This is a genomic window from Allobrachymonas wangyanguii (assembly GCF_045055315.1).
Lineage (GTDB): Bacteria > Pseudomonadota > Gammaproteobacteria > Burkholderiales > Burkholderiaceae_C > Brachymonas > Brachymonas wangyanguii.
Window position 1 is genome coordinate 1,372,524 of sequence record NZ_CP173677.1, and the last position, 14,040, is coordinate 1,386,563.

General features: G+C 64.8%; 18 protein-coding genes. 11 read left to right on the top strand and 7 right to left on the bottom strand.

Annotation, left to right across the window (positions count from 1 at the left end; genetic code table 11):
- Positions 1–96 precede the first annotated feature (96 nt).
- A complete protein-coding gene (locus ACI3EV_RS06635) occupies positions 97–645 on the top strand; it encodes a DUF882 domain-containing protein (protein WP_329771684.1) in 549 nt (182 codons plus the stop codon).
- A 31-nt stretch (positions 646–676) separates the two neighbouring features.
- Here the strand turns inward: ACI3EV_RS06635 and moaC are convergent, their stop codons facing one another.
- A complete protein-coding gene (moaC, locus tag ACI3EV_RS06640) occupies positions 677–1,156 on the bottom strand; it encodes a cyclic pyranopterin monophosphate synthase MoaC (protein WP_329771683.1) in 480 nt (159 codons plus the stop codon).
- Between the two features lie 16 nt (positions 1,157–1,172).
- On the opposite strand from moaC, the gene mobB reads away from it, so the two are divergent.
- From mobB to mog, 6 genes are read left to right on the top strand one after another with little or no spacing between them, the layout of a single operon-like run.
- Positions 1,173–1,730 (top strand): molybdopterin-guanine dinucleotide biosynthesis protein B, encoded by a 558-nt coding sequence (gene mobB / locus ACI3EV_RS06645; RefSeq protein WP_329771681.1) that lies wholly within the window; start codon positions 1,173–1,175, stop codon positions 1,728–1,730.
- A gap of 8 nt (positions 1,731–1,738) precedes the next feature.
- The gene (locus ACI3EV_RS06650; RefSeq protein WP_329771680.1) at positions 1,739–1,987 is read left to right on the top strand and encodes a MoaD/ThiS family protein; all 249 of its coding nucleotides are present in this window, start codon (positions 1,739–1,741) and stop codon (positions 1,985–1,987) included.
- A 2-nt stretch (positions 1,988–1,989) separates the two neighbouring features.
- The gene (locus tag ACI3EV_RS06655; protein ID WP_329771678.1) at positions 1,990–2,451 is read left to right on the top strand and encodes a molybdenum cofactor biosynthesis protein MoaE; all 462 of its coding nucleotides are present in this window, start codon (positions 1,990–1,992) and stop codon (positions 2,449–2,451) included.
- Positions 2,448–3,041 carry a molybdenum cofactor guanylyltransferase MobA gene (gene mobA, locus ACI3EV_RS06660; RefSeq protein ID WP_337691162.1) on the top strand — a complete coding sequence of 198 codons (594 nt, stop codon included), beginning with the start codon at positions 2,448–2,450 and terminating at the stop codon, positions 3,039–3,041. Before ACI3EV_RS06655 ends, mobA begins: the two co-directional genes overlap by 4 nt.
- A gap of 12 nt (positions 3,042–3,053) precedes the next feature.
- Positions 3,054–4,265 (top strand): gephyrin-like molybdotransferase Glp, encoded by a 1,212-nt coding sequence (glp, locus tag ACI3EV_RS06665; protein WP_337691164.1) that lies wholly within the window; start codon positions 3,054–3,056, stop codon positions 4,263–4,265.
- Positions 4,265–4,849 carry a molybdopterin adenylyltransferase gene (mog, locus tag ACI3EV_RS06670; RefSeq protein ID WP_329771673.1) on the top strand — a complete coding sequence of 195 codons (585 nt, stop codon included), beginning with the start codon at positions 4,265–4,267 and terminating at the stop codon, positions 4,847–4,849. The genes glp and mog overlap by 1 nt, the downstream gene beginning before the upstream one ends.
- A 24-nt stretch (positions 4,850–4,873) precedes the next feature.
- Here mog and moaA read toward each other — a convergent pair whose 3' ends face one another.
- The 3 genes from moaA to ACI3EV_RS06685 are packed head-to-tail and all read right to left on the bottom strand — an operon-like array spanning position 4,874 to position 7,117.
- Entirely contained in the window at positions 4,874–5,857 is a 984-nt protein-coding gene (moaA, locus tag ACI3EV_RS06675; RefSeq protein WP_337691166.1) for a GTP 3',8-cyclase MoaA, read from the bottom strand.
- A gap of 52 nt (positions 5,858–5,909) precedes the next feature.
- Complete coding sequence (locus ACI3EV_RS06680) at positions 5,910–6,590, bottom strand: RluA family pseudouridine synthase (protein WP_337691168.1); 681 nt, start codon at positions 6,588–6,590, stop codon at positions 5,910–5,912.
- On the bottom strand, positions 6,587–7,117 hold the full coding sequence (locus tag ACI3EV_RS06685) for an N-acetyltransferase family protein (RefSeq protein ID WP_337691170.1): 531 nt from the start codon (positions 7,115–7,117) through the stop codon (positions 6,587–6,589). The genes ACI3EV_RS06680 and ACI3EV_RS06685 overlap by 4 nt, the downstream gene beginning before the upstream one ends.
- A 148-nt stretch (positions 7,118–7,265) precedes the next feature.
- Here ACI3EV_RS06685 and rpsP point away from each other — a divergent pair, with 148 nt between their 5' ends.
- The 3 genes from rpsP to trmD all read left to right on the top strand — a co-directional run bounded on the left by rpsP (position 7,266) and on the right by trmD (position 8,943).
- Positions 7,266–7,517 (top strand): 30S ribosomal protein S16, encoded by a 252-nt coding sequence (rpsP, locus tag ACI3EV_RS06690; protein WP_329771668.1) that lies wholly within the window; start codon positions 7,266–7,268, stop codon positions 7,515–7,517.
- Positions 7,518–7,592: 75 nt separating this feature from the next.
- Positions 7,593–8,168, top strand: coding sequence for a ribosome maturation factor RimM (gene rimM / locus ACI3EV_RS06695; protein WP_329771667.1), 576 nt, complete (start codon positions 7,593–7,595; stop codon positions 8,166–8,168).
- A gap of 13 nt (positions 8,169–8,181) precedes the next feature.
- On the top strand, positions 8,182–8,943 hold the full coding sequence (gene trmD, locus ACI3EV_RS06700; protein WP_329771666.1) for a tRNA (guanosine(37)-N1)-methyltransferase TrmD: 762 nt from the start codon (positions 8,182–8,184) through the stop codon (positions 8,941–8,943).
- 3 nt (positions 8,944–8,946) lie between these two features.
- Here the strand turns inward: trmD and ACI3EV_RS06705 are convergent, their stop codons facing one another.
- From ACI3EV_RS06705 to ACI3EV_RS06715, 3 genes are read right to left on the bottom strand one after another with little or no spacing between them, the layout of a single operon-like run.
- Complete coding sequence (locus tag ACI3EV_RS06705) at positions 8,947–9,768, bottom strand: BPSS1780 family membrane protein (RefSeq protein ID WP_329771665.1); 822 nt, start codon at positions 9,766–9,768, stop codon at positions 8,947–8,949.
- 5 nt (positions 9,769–9,773) lie between these two features.
- Positions 9,774–10,745 carry a homoserine kinase gene (locus ACI3EV_RS06710; protein ID WP_329771663.1) on the bottom strand — a complete coding sequence of 324 codons (972 nt, stop codon included), beginning with the start codon at positions 10,743–10,745 and terminating at the stop codon, positions 9,774–9,776.
- 6 nt (positions 10,746–10,751) lie between these two features.
- On the bottom strand, positions 10,752–11,093 hold the full coding sequence (locus ACI3EV_RS06715; RefSeq protein WP_337691175.1) for a hypothetical protein: 342 nt from the start codon (positions 11,091–11,093) through the stop codon (positions 10,752–10,754).
- A 133-nt stretch (positions 11,094–11,226) separates the two neighbouring features.
- On the opposite strand from ACI3EV_RS06715, the gene polA reads away from it, so the two are divergent.
- On the top strand, positions 11,227–14,037 hold the full coding sequence (polA, locus tag ACI3EV_RS06720) for a DNA polymerase I (protein WP_337691177.1): 2,811 nt from the start codon (positions 11,227–11,229) through the stop codon (positions 14,035–14,037).
- Positions 14,038–14,040: the final 3 nt, after the last annotated feature.

Below are 14,040 nucleotides of genomic sequence, written 5' to 3' on the forward strand. Positions count from 1 at the left end.
TGCTGCCTACAATGACAGGTTAAGTAGTATCAAACCTGTGTCTATCTGTAGCCATCTGCAGCCAAAACACAGGTTTTGCAGTTGGAGCAACAGGGTATGCGATCTTCTCGCCGTGGTTTTCTGGGACAGGGCCTGCGCGCCGTAGCGGCAGGCGGGCTGGTGATGCAGGCAGCGCCTGCGATGGCGGCATTCGGTTACGGTCAGCGCCGGCTGTCACTGGACCATCTGCACACCAACGAGCGCCTGTCGCTGGTCTATGCGGTAGGGGAAGATTTCCTGCCGCAATCGATCAGCCGCCTGAACTATTTCCTGCGTGACCACTACACCGGCATTCCCGGTGACATGGATCCGCGCCTGTACGACATCATGCACCAGGTGCGCGGCCTGCTGGCAACGAATGCCCCGTTCGAGATCATCTCCGGCTACCGCAGCCCGGCTACCAACGAGCGCCTGCGCACGACGCGCGGTGGTGGCGTCGCCAAACAGAGCCTGCACACGCAGGGCAAGGCGGTGGATATCCGCATGACCGGCGTGCCGCTGGCGGAACTGCGCGATGCCGCCAAGTCATTGCAGGCTGGCGGCGTTGGCTACTACCCGCGCGACAACTTCGTGCATATCGATACCGGCCGCGTACGCTACTGGTAAGCCCAAGGCAGCGCGCGGCCAGACAGCAGGATCAGGCCGGTGCCTGCCAGTGTCCGCTCTTGCCGCCGATCTTCTCGAGCAGGCGCACGCCGCCAATTTCCATGCCGCGGTCGACCGCCTTGAGCATGTCGTAGATGGTCAGCAGGCCGGCCATGGTGCCGCTCAGGGCCTCCATTTCCACGCCGGTACGGCCCACGGTTTCGGTCGTCACGCGCAGGTGCATGCGCTGCAGTGCGGCTTCGGGCTCAAACTCCACGCCCACATGGGTCAGCGCCAGCGGGTGGCACAGTGGGATCAGCTGCGCCGTCTGCTTGGTGCCCTGGATCGCGGCCAGGCGTGCCACGCCCAGCACATCGCCTTTCTTCGCGCTGCCACTCATCAGCATGGCGAAGGTGTCCGGCTGCATGGTGATATGGCCGGTGGCGGTGGCAATGCGGCGGGTTTCGGCCTTGCTGCCGACATCGACCATATGGGCCTGGCCGGTGCTGTCAAAATGGGTCAGTTCACTCATGGGGAAAACAAGGAATATGGCTGAAGAGAATCCGACAAGTGTAGCGGCTGTGCCGGGCCTGCCACCGGTGCTGGGCATGGTGGGCTGGTCTGGCAGCGGCAAGACCACGCTGCTGGAGCAGTTGCTGCCGGTGTTGCGGGCGCGTGGCGTCTCGGTCTCGGTGATCAAGCACAGCCACCATGACATCGTGCTGGATGTGCCGGGCAAGGACAGCGACCGCCACCGCCGTGCCGGTGCGCAGGAGGTGATGGTGGTATCACCGTATCGCTGGGGCCTGTTTGCCGAGACCGCCGAGATGCCGACGCTGCAACAGCAACTGCAGCGGCTGGCGCCAGTCGATCTGGTGCTGGTGGAAGGGCAGAAACAGCTGGCGATTCCCAAGATCGAGATTTACCGGCCAGCGGTAGGCGCATTGCCGCGCTACCCGACGGACTGTCATATCATTGCCGTAGCCAGTGACGCCGCCCCCGGACCGGAGGGCGCGCCGCCGGGCATCGCCTGGCTGGACCTGGACGATGTGCCAGGCGTGGCCGATTTCCTGCAGCAGTGGCTGCAGCGACAGCAACAGAAGTGACCCCAACCATGATTCGAATTCTTTACTTTGGCATGCTGCGTGACAAGCTGGGCTGTGACCAGGAGCAGCTCGAATGGCAGGGCGGCAGCACCGAACAGCTGCTGGCGCAACTGCGCAGCCGTGATGCCCAGTGGGCCGAGGCGCTCGCGCCGGGCCAGGTGTTCCGCGTGGCGGTGAACCGCCAGATGGCTTACGAAGACATGCCGATCCCGGATGGTGCCGAAGTCGGCATCCTGCCGCCGGTCACGGGAGGCTGAGCATGTGGCTGAAGGTGACGGTGCAGGAAGCCGCATTCGACCTGCAACAGGAAGAACGCCTGCTGCTGGCAGAAGCCGGTGATGCCGGCGCGCTGGTGGCGTTTCAGGGCATGGTACGAGCGCACGATCAGGAACATCCGCTGGCGGCGCTGCATCTGGAACACTACCCTGGCATGACCGAAGGCGAGATCGAGCGCATTGCGCAGCAGGCCGCTGAACGCTGGCCGGTATCGGCCTGCCGCGTGATCCACCGCGTGGGCCGGCTCACGCCCGGCGAGGGCATCGTGCTGGTACTGGTGGCATCGGCACATCGCCGTGCCGCATTTGCGGCCTGCGAATACCTGATGGACTTTCTCAAGACCGAGGCGCCGTTCTGGAAGCGCGAGGAATTTGCTGACGGTAGCCACAGCTGGGTTGCCGCCAAATCCAGCGATGACGCGGCGCGCGAGCGCTGGCAGGCATGACGCAGGTGCTCGGCCTGCTGCTGGCCGGCGGGGAAGGACGACGCATGGGCGGACGGGACAAGGGTCAAGTGCTGTTCAAGGGCAGGCCCTTGGCGCAGCATGTGCTGGAGCGGCTGCAGCCACAAGTGCAGCAGGTGCTGATCAGCGCCAACCGCCATCTGCCGGAATACCAGGCGCTGGGAACACCGGTCATGCGCGATGCCGAACGCTGGCAGGGCATGGGACCGCTGGCGGCGCTGGCCACGCTGGCTGGGGAAGATGTGGCTGACCCAGCGCCCGATTGCCTGCAACTGGTGCCGTGCGACACGCCGCATCTGCCGTCAGATCTGGTAGCGCAGCTGCTGCAGGCGCTGCAGCAGGATCCCTCGCTCGAACTGGTCTACCCCTCTACCACGGAGGGAGTACAGCCCGCCTGTCTGCTGGCACAATGGTCCGTCGTGGCCAGCGTGCCGGACTACCTGATGCAGGGCGGCCGCAGCCTGCGTGGCTGGATCGCAGGCCGCCGCGCTGCCGCCGTGCCGTTTGCGACGGCCACCGATTTTGCCAATGCCAATGATCCGCAGACACTGGCCCGGCTTGAACAACCCTGATTCCGAGACACCATGCTTCTTGATTACTACGATGCACGCCGGCAGCTGCTGGCCTCCCTGCCCGCCGTGACCGACAGCCAGGTGCTGCCGCTGACGCAGGCCGTGGGCCGGGTGCTGGCCGCCGATGTTGCCGCCAGCTACGACACGCCGCAATTCGACAACAGCGCCATGGATGGCTACGCCATCGCCGATCCGCAGGCCGACCGACTGCAGTTCAGCCTGGTCGGCCGTATTGCCGCCGGCGACAGCGCCGAAGGCGTGCAGCTGCAGCCAGGCCAGGCGGTCCGTATCTTTACCGGTGCACCGGTGCCGGCTGGCACCAGCGCCGTGGTGCCGCAGGAAGAGGTCGAGGCCGGCGAGGGCGGGATTACGCTGCAGCGCGTCGCGCGTGCCGGCCAGCATATCCGCTACCGTGCCGAAGAATACGCCGCTGGCAGCCAGCTGCTGGCCGCCGGCACCAGGCTGGATGCAGCTGCCATCGGCCTGGCTGCCAGCCAGGGCCATGCCAGCCTGCCAGTGCTGCGTCCGCTGCGCGTTACCGTCTTCTCCAGCGGTGATGAGCTGCGTGAGCCGGGCCAGCCGCTTGGCCCGGGCCAGATTTACGATGCCAATCGCTTCCAGATGCTGGCCTGGCTGGCGGGCATGCAGGTCGAGTTGGTCGATGGCGGTGCGCTGCCCGATGACGCCCAGGTCACCAGCGAGCGGCTGGAAGCGGCAGCGCAACAATCCGATGTGATCCTGACCAGCGGTGGCGTTTCCGTCGGCGAAGAGGACCATGTGCGCAATGCGCTGTTGCGCATCGGCAAGATCGAGTTCTGGAAGCTGGCCATCAAGCCCGGCAAGCCGTTTGCCTGGGGCCAATCCGGCCGCGCCCAGATCTTCATGCTGCCGGGCAACCCGGTGGCGACTTTCGTCACCTTCTTCATGCTAGTGGCACCGGCGCTGCGCCGCATGCAAGGCCTGGCCCAGACCGATCCGCTCAGCTTCCGTGCCACGGCCAGCTTTGAGCGCAGCAAGCGTGAACCGCGCCGTGAGTTCCTGCGTGGCGTGGCCAGCGTGGGGCCGGACGGCCAGTGGAGCGTGCGTGCGCTGCAGGGCCAGAGCTCGGTCATGCTGTCGGCCTGCGTGGCCGCCAATGTGCTGATCGAAATGCTGCCCGATACCCCGGTAGCCGTGGGCGATACGCTCACGGTCTACCCGCTGCCCGGCAAAGGAGTGCTGTGATGACCGAATCGACCCTGCCTGAAATCACCATCGGCCTGGTCTCGGTGAGTGACCGCGCCAGCAGCGGCGTCTACCAGGACGAGGGCCTGCCGGCGCTGCGCGAGTGGCTGCAGGCGGCGCTGCGCAATCCGGTGCAGTTCGAGGAACGCCTGATTCCCGACGAACAGCCGGTGATCGAAGCCACGCTGAAAGAGCTGGCCGATACGCGCGGCTGCTGCCTGGTGCTGACCACCGGTGGCACCGGCCCGTCGCCGCGTGACGTGACGCCGGAAGCCACGCTGGCCGTGGCCGATCGCGTCATGCCCGGTTTTGGCGAACAGATGCGCCAGGTCAGCCTGCACTACGTGCCGACGGCGATCCTGTCACGCCAGGTGGGCGTGACACGCGGCACCTGCCTGATGCTGAACCTGCCCGGTCGACCCAAGTCGATCCGCGAGACGCTGGAAGGCGTGCGCGCTGACGATGGTGCGGTGCTGGTGCACGGCGTGTTTGCCTCGGTGCCGTACTGTATCGAGCTGATGGGCGGCCCGTATATCGAGACGCACGCCGAATACGTGACGGCTTTCCGTCCGAAAAAGAAGTAAGGCGAACCGGCCGAGACCGGTGGCTCAGCCGCCGGTCATCGACATGAAGCGGATCGTCTGCTCGGGCTTTTCCAGGAACTCGTGGCGTTCCGGCTTGAGCTCGATGGCTTCGCGGATGGCGGCTTCGAGCTCTGCATCCGAGCAGCCGGCGCGCAGCAGCGGACGCAGCTCAAAGCTCTGCTCCTGACCCAGGCACATGTACAGCGTGCCATCCACCGCCAGCCGCACGCGGTTGCAGGCGGCGCAGAAGTGCTGCGACATCGGCGTGATCAGGCCCAGCGTGAAGCCGGAATCCGGACTGATCCAGTAGCGCGCCGGGCCACCGCCGAGCTTGGCCTCACTCGGGATCAGGCCGTATTTCTGCTGCAGCTCCCAGGTCAGATCGGTCAGCGACAGGCCCTGTGTTTCGCGGCCGGTGTGGCCCATCGGCATGGCCTCGATCAGGCGCAGCACGAAATCGTTCTCCATGCAGAAGTGAACCATGGCGTCGAGGTCGATATCGTTCACGCCGACCATCGGCACCATATTGATCTTGATGCGCGTGAAGCCGGCGTCCTTGGCGGCCTGCAGGCCGTTGAGCACCTTCTCCAGCGTATCGCTGCCGGTGATCTGCTGCACGCATTCGCCACGCAGCGAATCCAGACTCACGTTGAGGCGGTCCACGCCGGCATCACGCAGTGCCTGCGCATGCTTGACCAGCTGTGTGCCATTGGTGGTGAGCGAGAGGTCTTCCACCTGGGGCAGGGCGGCAATGCGCGCGGCCAGCTCAGGCAGATTGCGGCGCAGCAGCGGCTCGCCGCCAGTGAGGCGGAAACGCGTCGTACCCATGCGCGCAAAAGCGGCGATCACGCGTTCGACCTCGTCAAAGGTGAGCCAGTTCTCCGGCTCTTCGAAACCGCGGAATCCCTTGGGAATGCAGTAGCTGCAACGCAGGTCGCAGCGGTCCGTCACCGATACGCGCAGGTAGTCGATGGTGCGGCCAAAACGGTCTTGCAGGCTGATAGTCATGCAGCGATTGTCGCTGTTTTTAGAATCCGTACAGAGGGAGGGCTTGCGCGTATCAGGTGAATCGGGTCGGGCAGCAGAAATCCATGGGCTGGCCGCTGAGTGGATGCGGGATCTGCAGCGCATAGGCATGCAGCAGCAGGCGCGCTGCCATGGCCTGATTCGCGGCATCACCATACAGGGTATCGCCCACGATCGGGTGTCCGATGGACAACAGGTGCACGCGCAGCTGGTGCGAGCGGCCGGTGACCGGCTCCAAGTCCAGCACGCTGTGCGGCTGTGCCGGCCGAAAGAAATCCGCTGCCAGTCCCGCGCATGCGTCCTGCGGCCCGAGCCGACGCCAGTGCGTCACGCTCGGCTTGCCGATGGCATGGTCGACCTTGCTGCGCGGGCGGTTCGGCCAGTCCACGATCAGCGGTGCGTCAATCGTGCTCCAGTCCGGCAGCAGTGGCAGTTCGCCCTGCACGATGGCGACATAGCGCTTGTGCGTGCGGCGTTCGGCAAAGTGCAGGCTCAGCGTGCGCTGCGCCTCGATGCCGCGTGCCATCAGCAGCAGACCGCTGGTGCCCATGTCCAGCCGGTGCACAATCAGCGCATCGGGAAACTGCGCCTGCACGCGCACGCTGAGCGAATCGTGGTTGTCCGGGCCACGGCCGGGCACTGACAACAGGCCGGACGGCTTGTCCAGCACGATCATCGCCTCGTCGCAATAGACAATAGGCAGTGCGGCACTCATTCGGGCAGGGTCTCCGCGCCGTCACCCAGCACCCGTTCGACCATCACGATATCGAGCCAGCGCCCATGCTTCCAGCCGCAATTGCGGATGATGCCGACCTCGCTGAAGCCGAAATGGCGGTGCAGGCCGCGCGAGCCGTGGTTGTCCGAATCGCCAATCACCGCCATCAGCTTGCGGATGCCGAGTGCTTCGGCCTGGCGGATCAGTTCGCCCAGCAGCTGCGTGCCCAGGCCCTGGCCGACGGCATCAGGCGCCAGATAGATGCTGTCTTCGGCGCTGTAGCGGAAGGCGGCGCGTGGCCGGAACCAGTTGCAGTAGGCAAAGCCCTGCACCTGGCCATCGATTTCCACCACCAGCCAGGGCAGGCCACGGCTGTGCACTTCGTCGATGCGCTGGCGCATCTGTTCGGGGGAAGGAGCTTCGGTTTCAAAAGTGCCGGTGCTGTGCAGCACATGGTAGGCATAGATGGCGGTGATGCGTGGAATGTCGGCCTCGGTGGCCGGCCGGATCAGGGGCGTTGCAGACATGGAACGGAATCGGAGAGAAAAAAGCGCTGGGCTTGAGTAAGCAGGAGGTCTGCGTTTATAATCTTGTGTTTTCAGTGTGTCGCTGGCCGGGTGGCCAGTCGCGTGTCTCAAACGCTGGAAGAATTTTTACCACCCAAAGGATATCACCATGGTCGTTATTCGACTCTCCCGCGGCGGCAGCAAGGGCCGTCCGTTCTTCAACGTTGTTGTGGCTGACAAGCGCGTGCGTCGCGACGGTCGCTTCATCGAGCGCATCGGTTTCTACAACCCCAGCGCCAAGGAAAGCACCGAAGGCCTGCGCATTGCCCAGGACCGTCTGGCCTACTGGAAGAGCGTTGGTGCACAGGTGTCCCCCACCGTGCAACGCCTGGAAAAGCAGCTGGCCAAGACCGCTGCCTGATCCATCCGTCACTTGACGAGCAAAGCCCAGTGCGATCCACTGGGCTTTGTTTTTCCTGATTGCCGAAAAAAAGCCATGAGCATTGACCTGACAAGCCTGCTGAGCCCCGCCCAACTGCCCGAAGATGCGGTCGAAGTCGCCCGTATTGGCGAAGCCTGGGGCATCAAGGGCTGGTTCCGCGTGATTCCCTACAACGCGCTGACCGAGGCGCTGTTTGCCTGCAAGCAGTGGTACCTGCTGCCGGCCGAACGCGGCGCGCGCCATTTCACTGGCACGCTGGCGCTGGATGTGGCGCAGGTGCGCGAGCATGGTGATGGCCTGGTGGCGCACAGCCGCAGCATTCCCGATCGCAATGGCTCCGAACTGCTCAAGGGCGCGCGCATCTGCGTGCCGCGCTCGGCCTTCCCGCCGCCAGAAGAGGGCGAATTCTACTGGGTCGACCTGATCGGCTGTGCCGTCACCAACCGCGAAGGCGTGGCGCTGGGCACGGTCAAGGACCTGCTGGCGACCGGCCCGCAGACCACGCTGGTGCTGGAGGCGCAGGACGGGGAGAAGACGGTCGAGCGCCTGATTCCCTTCGTCGCGGCTTTTGTCGATGAAGTCGATGTAGCCGGCAAGCGCATTGTGGCCGACTGGCAGCCTGATTACTGAGCCCGATTCGTCCATGCGCTTCGACATCATCACCCTGTTCCCGGAACTGATTGAGCCCTGGTTGCACAGCGGCGTGACGCGCCGCGCCTATGCCAGCGGCCAGGTTCAGGTACGCCTGTGGCAGTTGCGCGATTTTGCCGAAGGCAATTACCGCCGTGTCGATGACCGCCCGTTTGGTGGCGGCCCCGGCATGGTGATGCAGGCCGAGCCGCTGTCGCGTTGCCTGCAAGCGATCCGTACCGATCGTGCCGAATCCGAAGGTGAACAGGCACCGGTGGTGCTGTTCAGCCCGATTGGCGAACGCCTCGATCATGCCGGCGTCAGCCACTGGGCCGAGAGCCGTGGCGCGATCCTGCTGTGCGGTCGCTACGAAGGCATGGACCAGCGCTTTATCGATCGCCATGTGGACCGGCAGATCAGCCTGGGCGATTTTGTCGTCTCCGGTGGCGAAATTGCCGCCGTGACCCTGCTCGATGCCGTGGCGCGGCTGCAGCCCGGCGTGCTGCAGGACGAGGCCAGCCATATCCAGGACAGCTTCAATCCGGCGCTGGATGGCCTGCTGGATTGCCCGCATTACACGCGCCCGGAAATCTGGGAAGGCGAAGCCGTGCCCGAGGTGCTGCTGGGCGGCAACCATGCCGCGATTGCGCGTTGGCGCCGTGAGCAGAGCCTGCGCCTGACGCGCCAGCACCGTCCGGAACTGCTGGCGGCGGCACGTGCCCAGGGTCTGCTGGATGCGAAAGATGAGGCCTGGCTGGCCTCGCGTCAGGACTGAGGCTCAGGCCAGCGGCGGCGGCTGGCTGCGCTCCTGCTGATCCAGCGCCGTGGCCTCGACAAAGCAATCCACATAGCTGAAGTACTGCGAAGCAAAGAACATGCTGGTGACCACCATCACCACCAGCTGGATCAGCACTGCCGCGGCCAAGGTGCCGAATACCGAGGCGATCAGCATCGAGAGGCCAAAGATCAGCGCCATCGTCAGGCCGAGCCAGCCAAGCAAGAACAGCACATAGGCCGGAAAATTGCGGATGCAGGCGACCAGGCTGAAGAACATCGCCTTGACGGCAGGCACCTGGTGCCAGTGCAGCAGCGCCGGTGCGTGCCAGAACAGCATGGCAATCACCACGTTGCTCACCGCCGCCACCAGCGTCGCCAGCTGGAAGCTGCCATCACTGGCAATCTGGCGGATTTCTTCCGGCGTGCTTTCCACGCCCAGGATATAGAGCTTGAGGAACTGGCCGCCATCGATCAGCTGCGTCAGCGCCATGCTGAGGCCGAACAGCAGCGCATAGACGCTGCCCAGCAGCAGCATGCCGTTGAGCTCCGCGCGGCCGGCGCGGAAGGCGGTCAGCAGTACCGTCGGCATCGGGAAATTGCCGTGTGCCACGGTGCGCGTGGCGGTCATGAAGCCCAGCGTGACCGCCGGCAGCAAGGCCAGCGCCAATGCCAGCCCGATCCACGGGATCATCGCCAGGATGCTCATGGCGAGCAGGAACATCATGAACAGGCCGAGCAGGGCGACCGGACGCTTGCCAAAGGTGCGGATGCCTTGCTGCATCCAGGCGAAGCCACGGCTGGCAGGGACAAGCTGCAGCTGCATGCGACTCAGGCCAGCACCGGCGCGTTCGCCAGCGTCAGCGGATGGGCAATGCGCTGGCGCAGCACGCGCTCGAAGTGGGTCGGGTCGTGCGGTACCAGCATGCTGGCTTCGCGCGGCAGGTAGAAATCCCACAGGCGCGAGATCCAGAAACGCAGCGCGGCAGCGCGCAGCATCGCTGGCAGCAGCTCGCGCTCGGCAGCCTGCAGCGGACGTACCGACTGGTAGGCGTCGATGAAGGCGCTGGCCCTGGTCAGGTCGAGGGCGCCGCTGGCCTGGTCGACACACCAGTCATTCAGGCACACCGCCAGATCGAACAGCCAGCTGTCATTGCCGGCAAAGTAGAAATCGAAGAAGCCGGTCAGCGTCTCGCCATCGAACATGGCGTTGTCGCGGAACAGGTCGGCGTGGATCGGGCCACGCGGCAGGGCGGCGTAGGCGCTGCCAGCGGCCACATGGTTCTGGTAGGCCAGTTCTGAGCCCAGCAGCTCGGTCTGCTCCTCATTGAGGTGCGGGTAGACCAGCGGTGCGACCTCGTTCCACCACGGCAGGCCGCGCAGGTTGGGCTGCTCGCGGTTGAAGTCCTGGCCGACCAGGTGCATGCGTGCCAGCGTGCTGCCCACCGCGCTGCAATGCACGGCCTGCGGCTGCAGCTGGCTGCTGCCTCGCAGCTTCTCGACCACGGCACCGGGCTTGCCGCACAGCGTGAACAGGATTTCGCCTTCGGCATCGCTGGCTGGCAACGGCACCGGAATGCCGCGCTTGGCCAGATGCTGCATCAGGTACAGGTAGTAGGGCAGCTGCTCGTGCGTCAGGCGCTCGAACAGGGTCAGCACATACTCGCCCTGATCGGTGGTGGCGAAATAGTTGGTGTTTTCGATACCGCCCTGGATGCCACGCAGCTGCGTGAGGGTGCCCAGGTTGAGGCGCTGGAACAGCGGCTGTGCCGCCTCCAGCGAGACGTCCGTATAAACTGCCATGGATGCTCAGAATTTCAGCAGGTTCCAGACGCGTTGGCCGCTGCTGGTGCTCGGGGTGGGAGTAGTAGGCTTGATTTCATAGGCGCCGGCGCGGCTGGGCGTGACGACCAGGCTGCGGGTTTCACCGCCCACGCGCAGTTCGTCGACCGCGCCGCCGGCATCGCTGTGGTGGATGCGTTCGATGCGCTGGTCGCCAGCCTGCATCGGTTCGGCCTGGCCGGTGCTGGTCACGGTGACCGGAGTCGCCAGTTCATTACCGGCACGGGTCTGCTGGCCGGTCTGGGCGCAGCCGGCCAGCGCAAGCGCCAGGGTAGCCGCCAGGGCGGAAAGCGTCAGGGAATGTTTCATGCTGTGAGTCGCTGAAGGAGGCGCACGGCATGGACCCATGGCTGGCGCAATGTTTCGATTTTAAACGATTACCGCCGGGTGACAGGCTGCGGGGAGATGTCCCGGCGAGACGCTTTGCAGGCACAATGCCTCCATGCAAGAATCCTCCGCCACCCCCGTCATTTCCGATCCGGCCACGCCGGACAACACCTTGTTGCTGGTCGATGGTTCCAGCTATATCTACCGCGCCTTCCATGCCGGCGGTAACTGGAGCGTGCCGCTGCCTGACGGCACGCAGCAGCCGACCGGCGCACTGCGCATCATGGTCAACATGATGCAGTCGCTGACCAAGGCCTATCCCGCCAGCTATGCAGTCTGCGTGTTCGACGCCAAGGGCACGACTTTCCGCAACGAGATCTATCCCGACTACAAGGCGCAGCGCGCACCCATGCCGGACGACTTGCGCAGCCAGATCGAGCCGATCCACGATGTGGTGCGGCTGCTGGGCTGGCAGGTGCTGGCGATTGAAGGTGTGGAAGCCGATGACGTGATTGGCACCTTGGCGCGCATCGGCTCCGAGCGTGGCATGCGCGTGGTGGTGTCCAGCGGTGACAAGGACCTGAGCCAGCTGGTCAACGAGCGCGTCAGCATTATCGATACCATGAGTGGCAAGGTGCGTGACGTGGCCGGCGTGACGGCCGAATTTGGCGTGCCGCCGGCGCTGATGGTCGATTACCAGACGCTGGTTGGCGACACGGTGGACAACGTGCCTGGCGTGGACAAGGTGGGGCCGAAAACAGCGGCCAAGTGGCTGAATGCCTACGGCTCGCTCGATGCGCTGATGGAGCGCGCTGACGAGATCAAGGGCGTGGCCGGCGAGAACCTGCGCAAGGCGGCCGACTGGCTGCCGATCGGCCGCAAGCTGGTCACCATCGTCACCGATTGCGATCTGTCTGCACAGGTAGCTGGCCTGCCCGGGATGGACGCGCTGGCGCTGAAAACACCGGATGTGCCAGCACTGCGCGATTTCTACACGCGCTACCAGTTCCGTTCGCTGCTGAAGGCGCTGCCGGACGAGAACCAGCCAGCGGCTGCCAGCAGCGGCGATACCGTGGACCTGTTTGCTTCGCCGGCTACCGCAGAAACTGAAGCAGCAGCGGCCACTGTCGATTACCGCATGATCACCACGCAGGAGCAACTGACGGACCTGTTGCAGCACTTGCAGCAAGCCGAGCTGGTCGCGATCGATACCGAAACCACCTCGCTGAATGCACTGCAGGCCACGCTGGTCGGCATGAGTTTTTCCACCGTGGCGGGCGAGGGTGTATATATCCCGATCGCGCACGATGGCATGGATGCGCCCGAGCAGCTGCCGCTGGAACTGGTGCTGGACACGCTGCGCCCCTGGCTGGAAGATGCCAGCCGCGCCAAGCTGGGCCAGCACATCAAGTATGACCGCCATGTGTTTGCCAACCATGGCGTGCAGGTGCGCGGTTATGTGCACGACACCATGCTGCAAAGCTATGTGCTCGAAGCGCATCGCCCACATGGCCTGGAAAGCCTGGCGCTGCGCCACCTGAGCCGCGACGGCACCAGCTACGAGGAGCTGTGTGGCAAGGGTGCCAGCCAGATCCCGTTTAGCCAGGTGCCGGTCGACAAGGCCACGCACTATGCCTGTGAAGATACCGATTTCACCCTGCAGGTGCACCAGGTGCTCTGGCCGCAGCTGGAGCAGGATGCAGAGCTGCGCGCCATCTACGAGCTGGAAATCGCCACCAGCGAAGTGCTGTTCCGCATGGAGCGCGAAGGCGTGCTGGTGGATGCGCAGCAGCTGGCGCGCCAGGGCAATGAGCTCGGCATGCGCCTGCTGGAGCTGGAAAAACAGGCCCACGAGGCGGCCGAACAGAGCTTCAACCTGGGATCACCCAAGCAGATTGGCGAGATTTTTTTTGGCAAGCTCGGCCTGCCGGTGATCAAGAAGACTTCGACTGGCGCGCCCAGCACCGATGAAGAGGTGCTGGAAAAGCTGGCCGAGGACTTCCCGCTGCCGCGCATCATCCTGGAATACCGCGGCCTGTCCAAGCTGAAGAACACCTATACCGACAAGCTGGCCGGCCTGGCCGATCCGGTGACCGGGCGCGTGCATACGAACTACGCGCAGGCAGTGGCCGTGACGGGGCGACTGTCCAGCAACGATCCCAACCTGCAGAACATTCCGGTGCGCACGCCGGAAGGCCGCCGTATCCGCGAGGCCTTTGTCGCGCCCGAAGGCAAGGTGATTGCCAGCGCCGACTACAGCCAGATCGAACTGCGCATCATGGCGCATATCAGCGAGGATCCGGCGCTGATCCATGCCTTCGAGACCGGCGCCGACGTGCACCGCGCCACTGCCGCCGAGGTGTTTGGCGTGGCGCCGGACCAGGTCAGCAGCGAGCAGCGCCGCTACGCCAAGGTGATCAACTTTGGCCTGATCTACGGCATGAGCAGCTTTGGCCTGGCCAAGTCGCTCGGCATCGACAACACGGCAGCGCGCAACTATATCCAGCGCTATTTCGAGCGCTACCCGGGCGTGCAAGCCTATATGGAGCGCACGCGCGAACTGGCGCGCGACCAGGGCTATGTCGAGACCGTGTTTGGCCGCCGCCTGTATTTGCCGGATATCCGCAGCGGCAATGGCCAGCGCCGTGCCGGCGCCGAACGCGCCGCGATCAACGCGCCGATGCAGGGCACGGCCGCCGACCTGATCAAGAAGAGCATGGTCGAGGTGCTGCGTGTGCTGGATTCTGGCGATTACGCCACGCGCATGATCATGCAGGTGCACGACGAACTGGTGTTCGAGGTGCCCGAAGCCGAGATCGATTGGGTACGCAGCGAAGTGCCGCGCATCATGGCCGAGGTGGCGCAGCTGCGCGTGCCGCTGCTGGCCGAAATCGGCTTTGGGCCGAATTGGGAACAGGCGCACTGACTT

Excerpts from the sequence above, each read along its gene's own strand:
- moaA (WP_337691166.1), bottom strand. The coding sequence starts at position 5,857 with ATGACTATCAGCCTGCAAGACCGTTTTGGCCGCACCATCGACTACCTG.
- polA (WP_337691177.1), top strand. The coding sequence starts at position 11,227 with ATGCAAGAATCCTCCGCCACCCCCGTCATTTCCGATCCGGCCACGCCG.
- mog (WP_329771673.1), top strand. The coding sequence starts at position 4,265 with ATGACCGAATCGACCCTGCCTGAAATCACCATCGGCCTGGTCTCGGTG.
- ACI3EV_RS06655 (WP_329771678.1), top strand. The coding sequence starts at position 1,990 with ATGTGGCTGAAGGTGACGGTGCAGGAAGCCGCATTCGACCTGCAACAG.
- ACI3EV_RS06715 (WP_337691175.1), bottom strand. The coding sequence starts at position 11,093 with ATGAAACATTCCCTGACGCTTTCCGCCCTGGCGGCTACCCTGGCGCTT.
- moaC (WP_329771683.1), bottom strand. The coding sequence starts at position 1,156 with ATGAGTGAACTGACCCATTTTGACAGCACCGGCCAGGCCCATATGGTC.
- rimM (WP_329771667.1), top strand. The coding sequence starts at position 7,593 with ATGAGCATTGACCTGACAAGCCTGCTGAGCCCCGCCCAACTGCCCGAA.
- ACI3EV_RS06650 (WP_329771680.1), top strand. The coding sequence starts at position 1,739 with ATGATTCGAATTCTTTACTTTGGCATGCTGCGTGACAAGCTGGGCTGT.
- ACI3EV_RS06705 (WP_329771665.1), bottom strand. The coding sequence starts at position 9,768 with ATGCAGCTGCAGCTTGTCCCTGCCAGCCGTGGCTTCGCCTGGATGCAG.
- mobA (WP_337691162.1), top strand. The coding sequence starts at position 2,448 with ATGACGCAGGTGCTCGGCCTGCTGCTGGCCGGCGGGGAAGGACGACGC.
- ACI3EV_RS06635 (WP_329771684.1), top strand. The coding sequence starts at position 97 with ATGCGATCTTCTCGCCGTGGTTTTCTGGGACAGGGCCTGCGCGCCGTA.
- trmD (WP_329771666.1), top strand. The coding sequence starts at position 8,182 with ATGCGCTTCGACATCATCACCCTGTTCCCGGAACTGATTGAGCCCTGG.
- ACI3EV_RS06710 (WP_329771663.1), bottom strand. The coding sequence starts at position 10,745 with ATGGCAGTTTATACGGACGTCTCGCTGGAGGCGGCACAGCCGCTGTTC.
- mobB (WP_329771681.1), top strand. The coding sequence starts at position 1,173 with ATGGCTGAAGAGAATCCGACAAGTGTAGCGGCTGTGCCGGGCCTGCCA.
- ACI3EV_RS06685 (WP_337691170.1), bottom strand. The coding sequence starts at position 7,117 with ATGTCTGCAACGCCCCTGATCCGGCCGGCCACCGAGGCCGACATTCCA.
- rpsP (WP_329771668.1), top strand. The coding sequence starts at position 7,266 with ATGGTCGTTATTCGACTCTCCCGCGGCGGCAGCAAGGGCCGTCCGTTC.
- ACI3EV_RS06680 (WP_337691168.1), bottom strand. The coding sequence starts at position 6,590 with ATGAGTGCCGCACTGCCTATTGTCTATTGCGACGAGGCGATGATCGTG.
- glp (WP_337691164.1), top strand. The coding sequence starts at position 3,054 with ATGCTTCTTGATTACTACGATGCACGCCGGCAGCTGCTGGCCTCCCTG.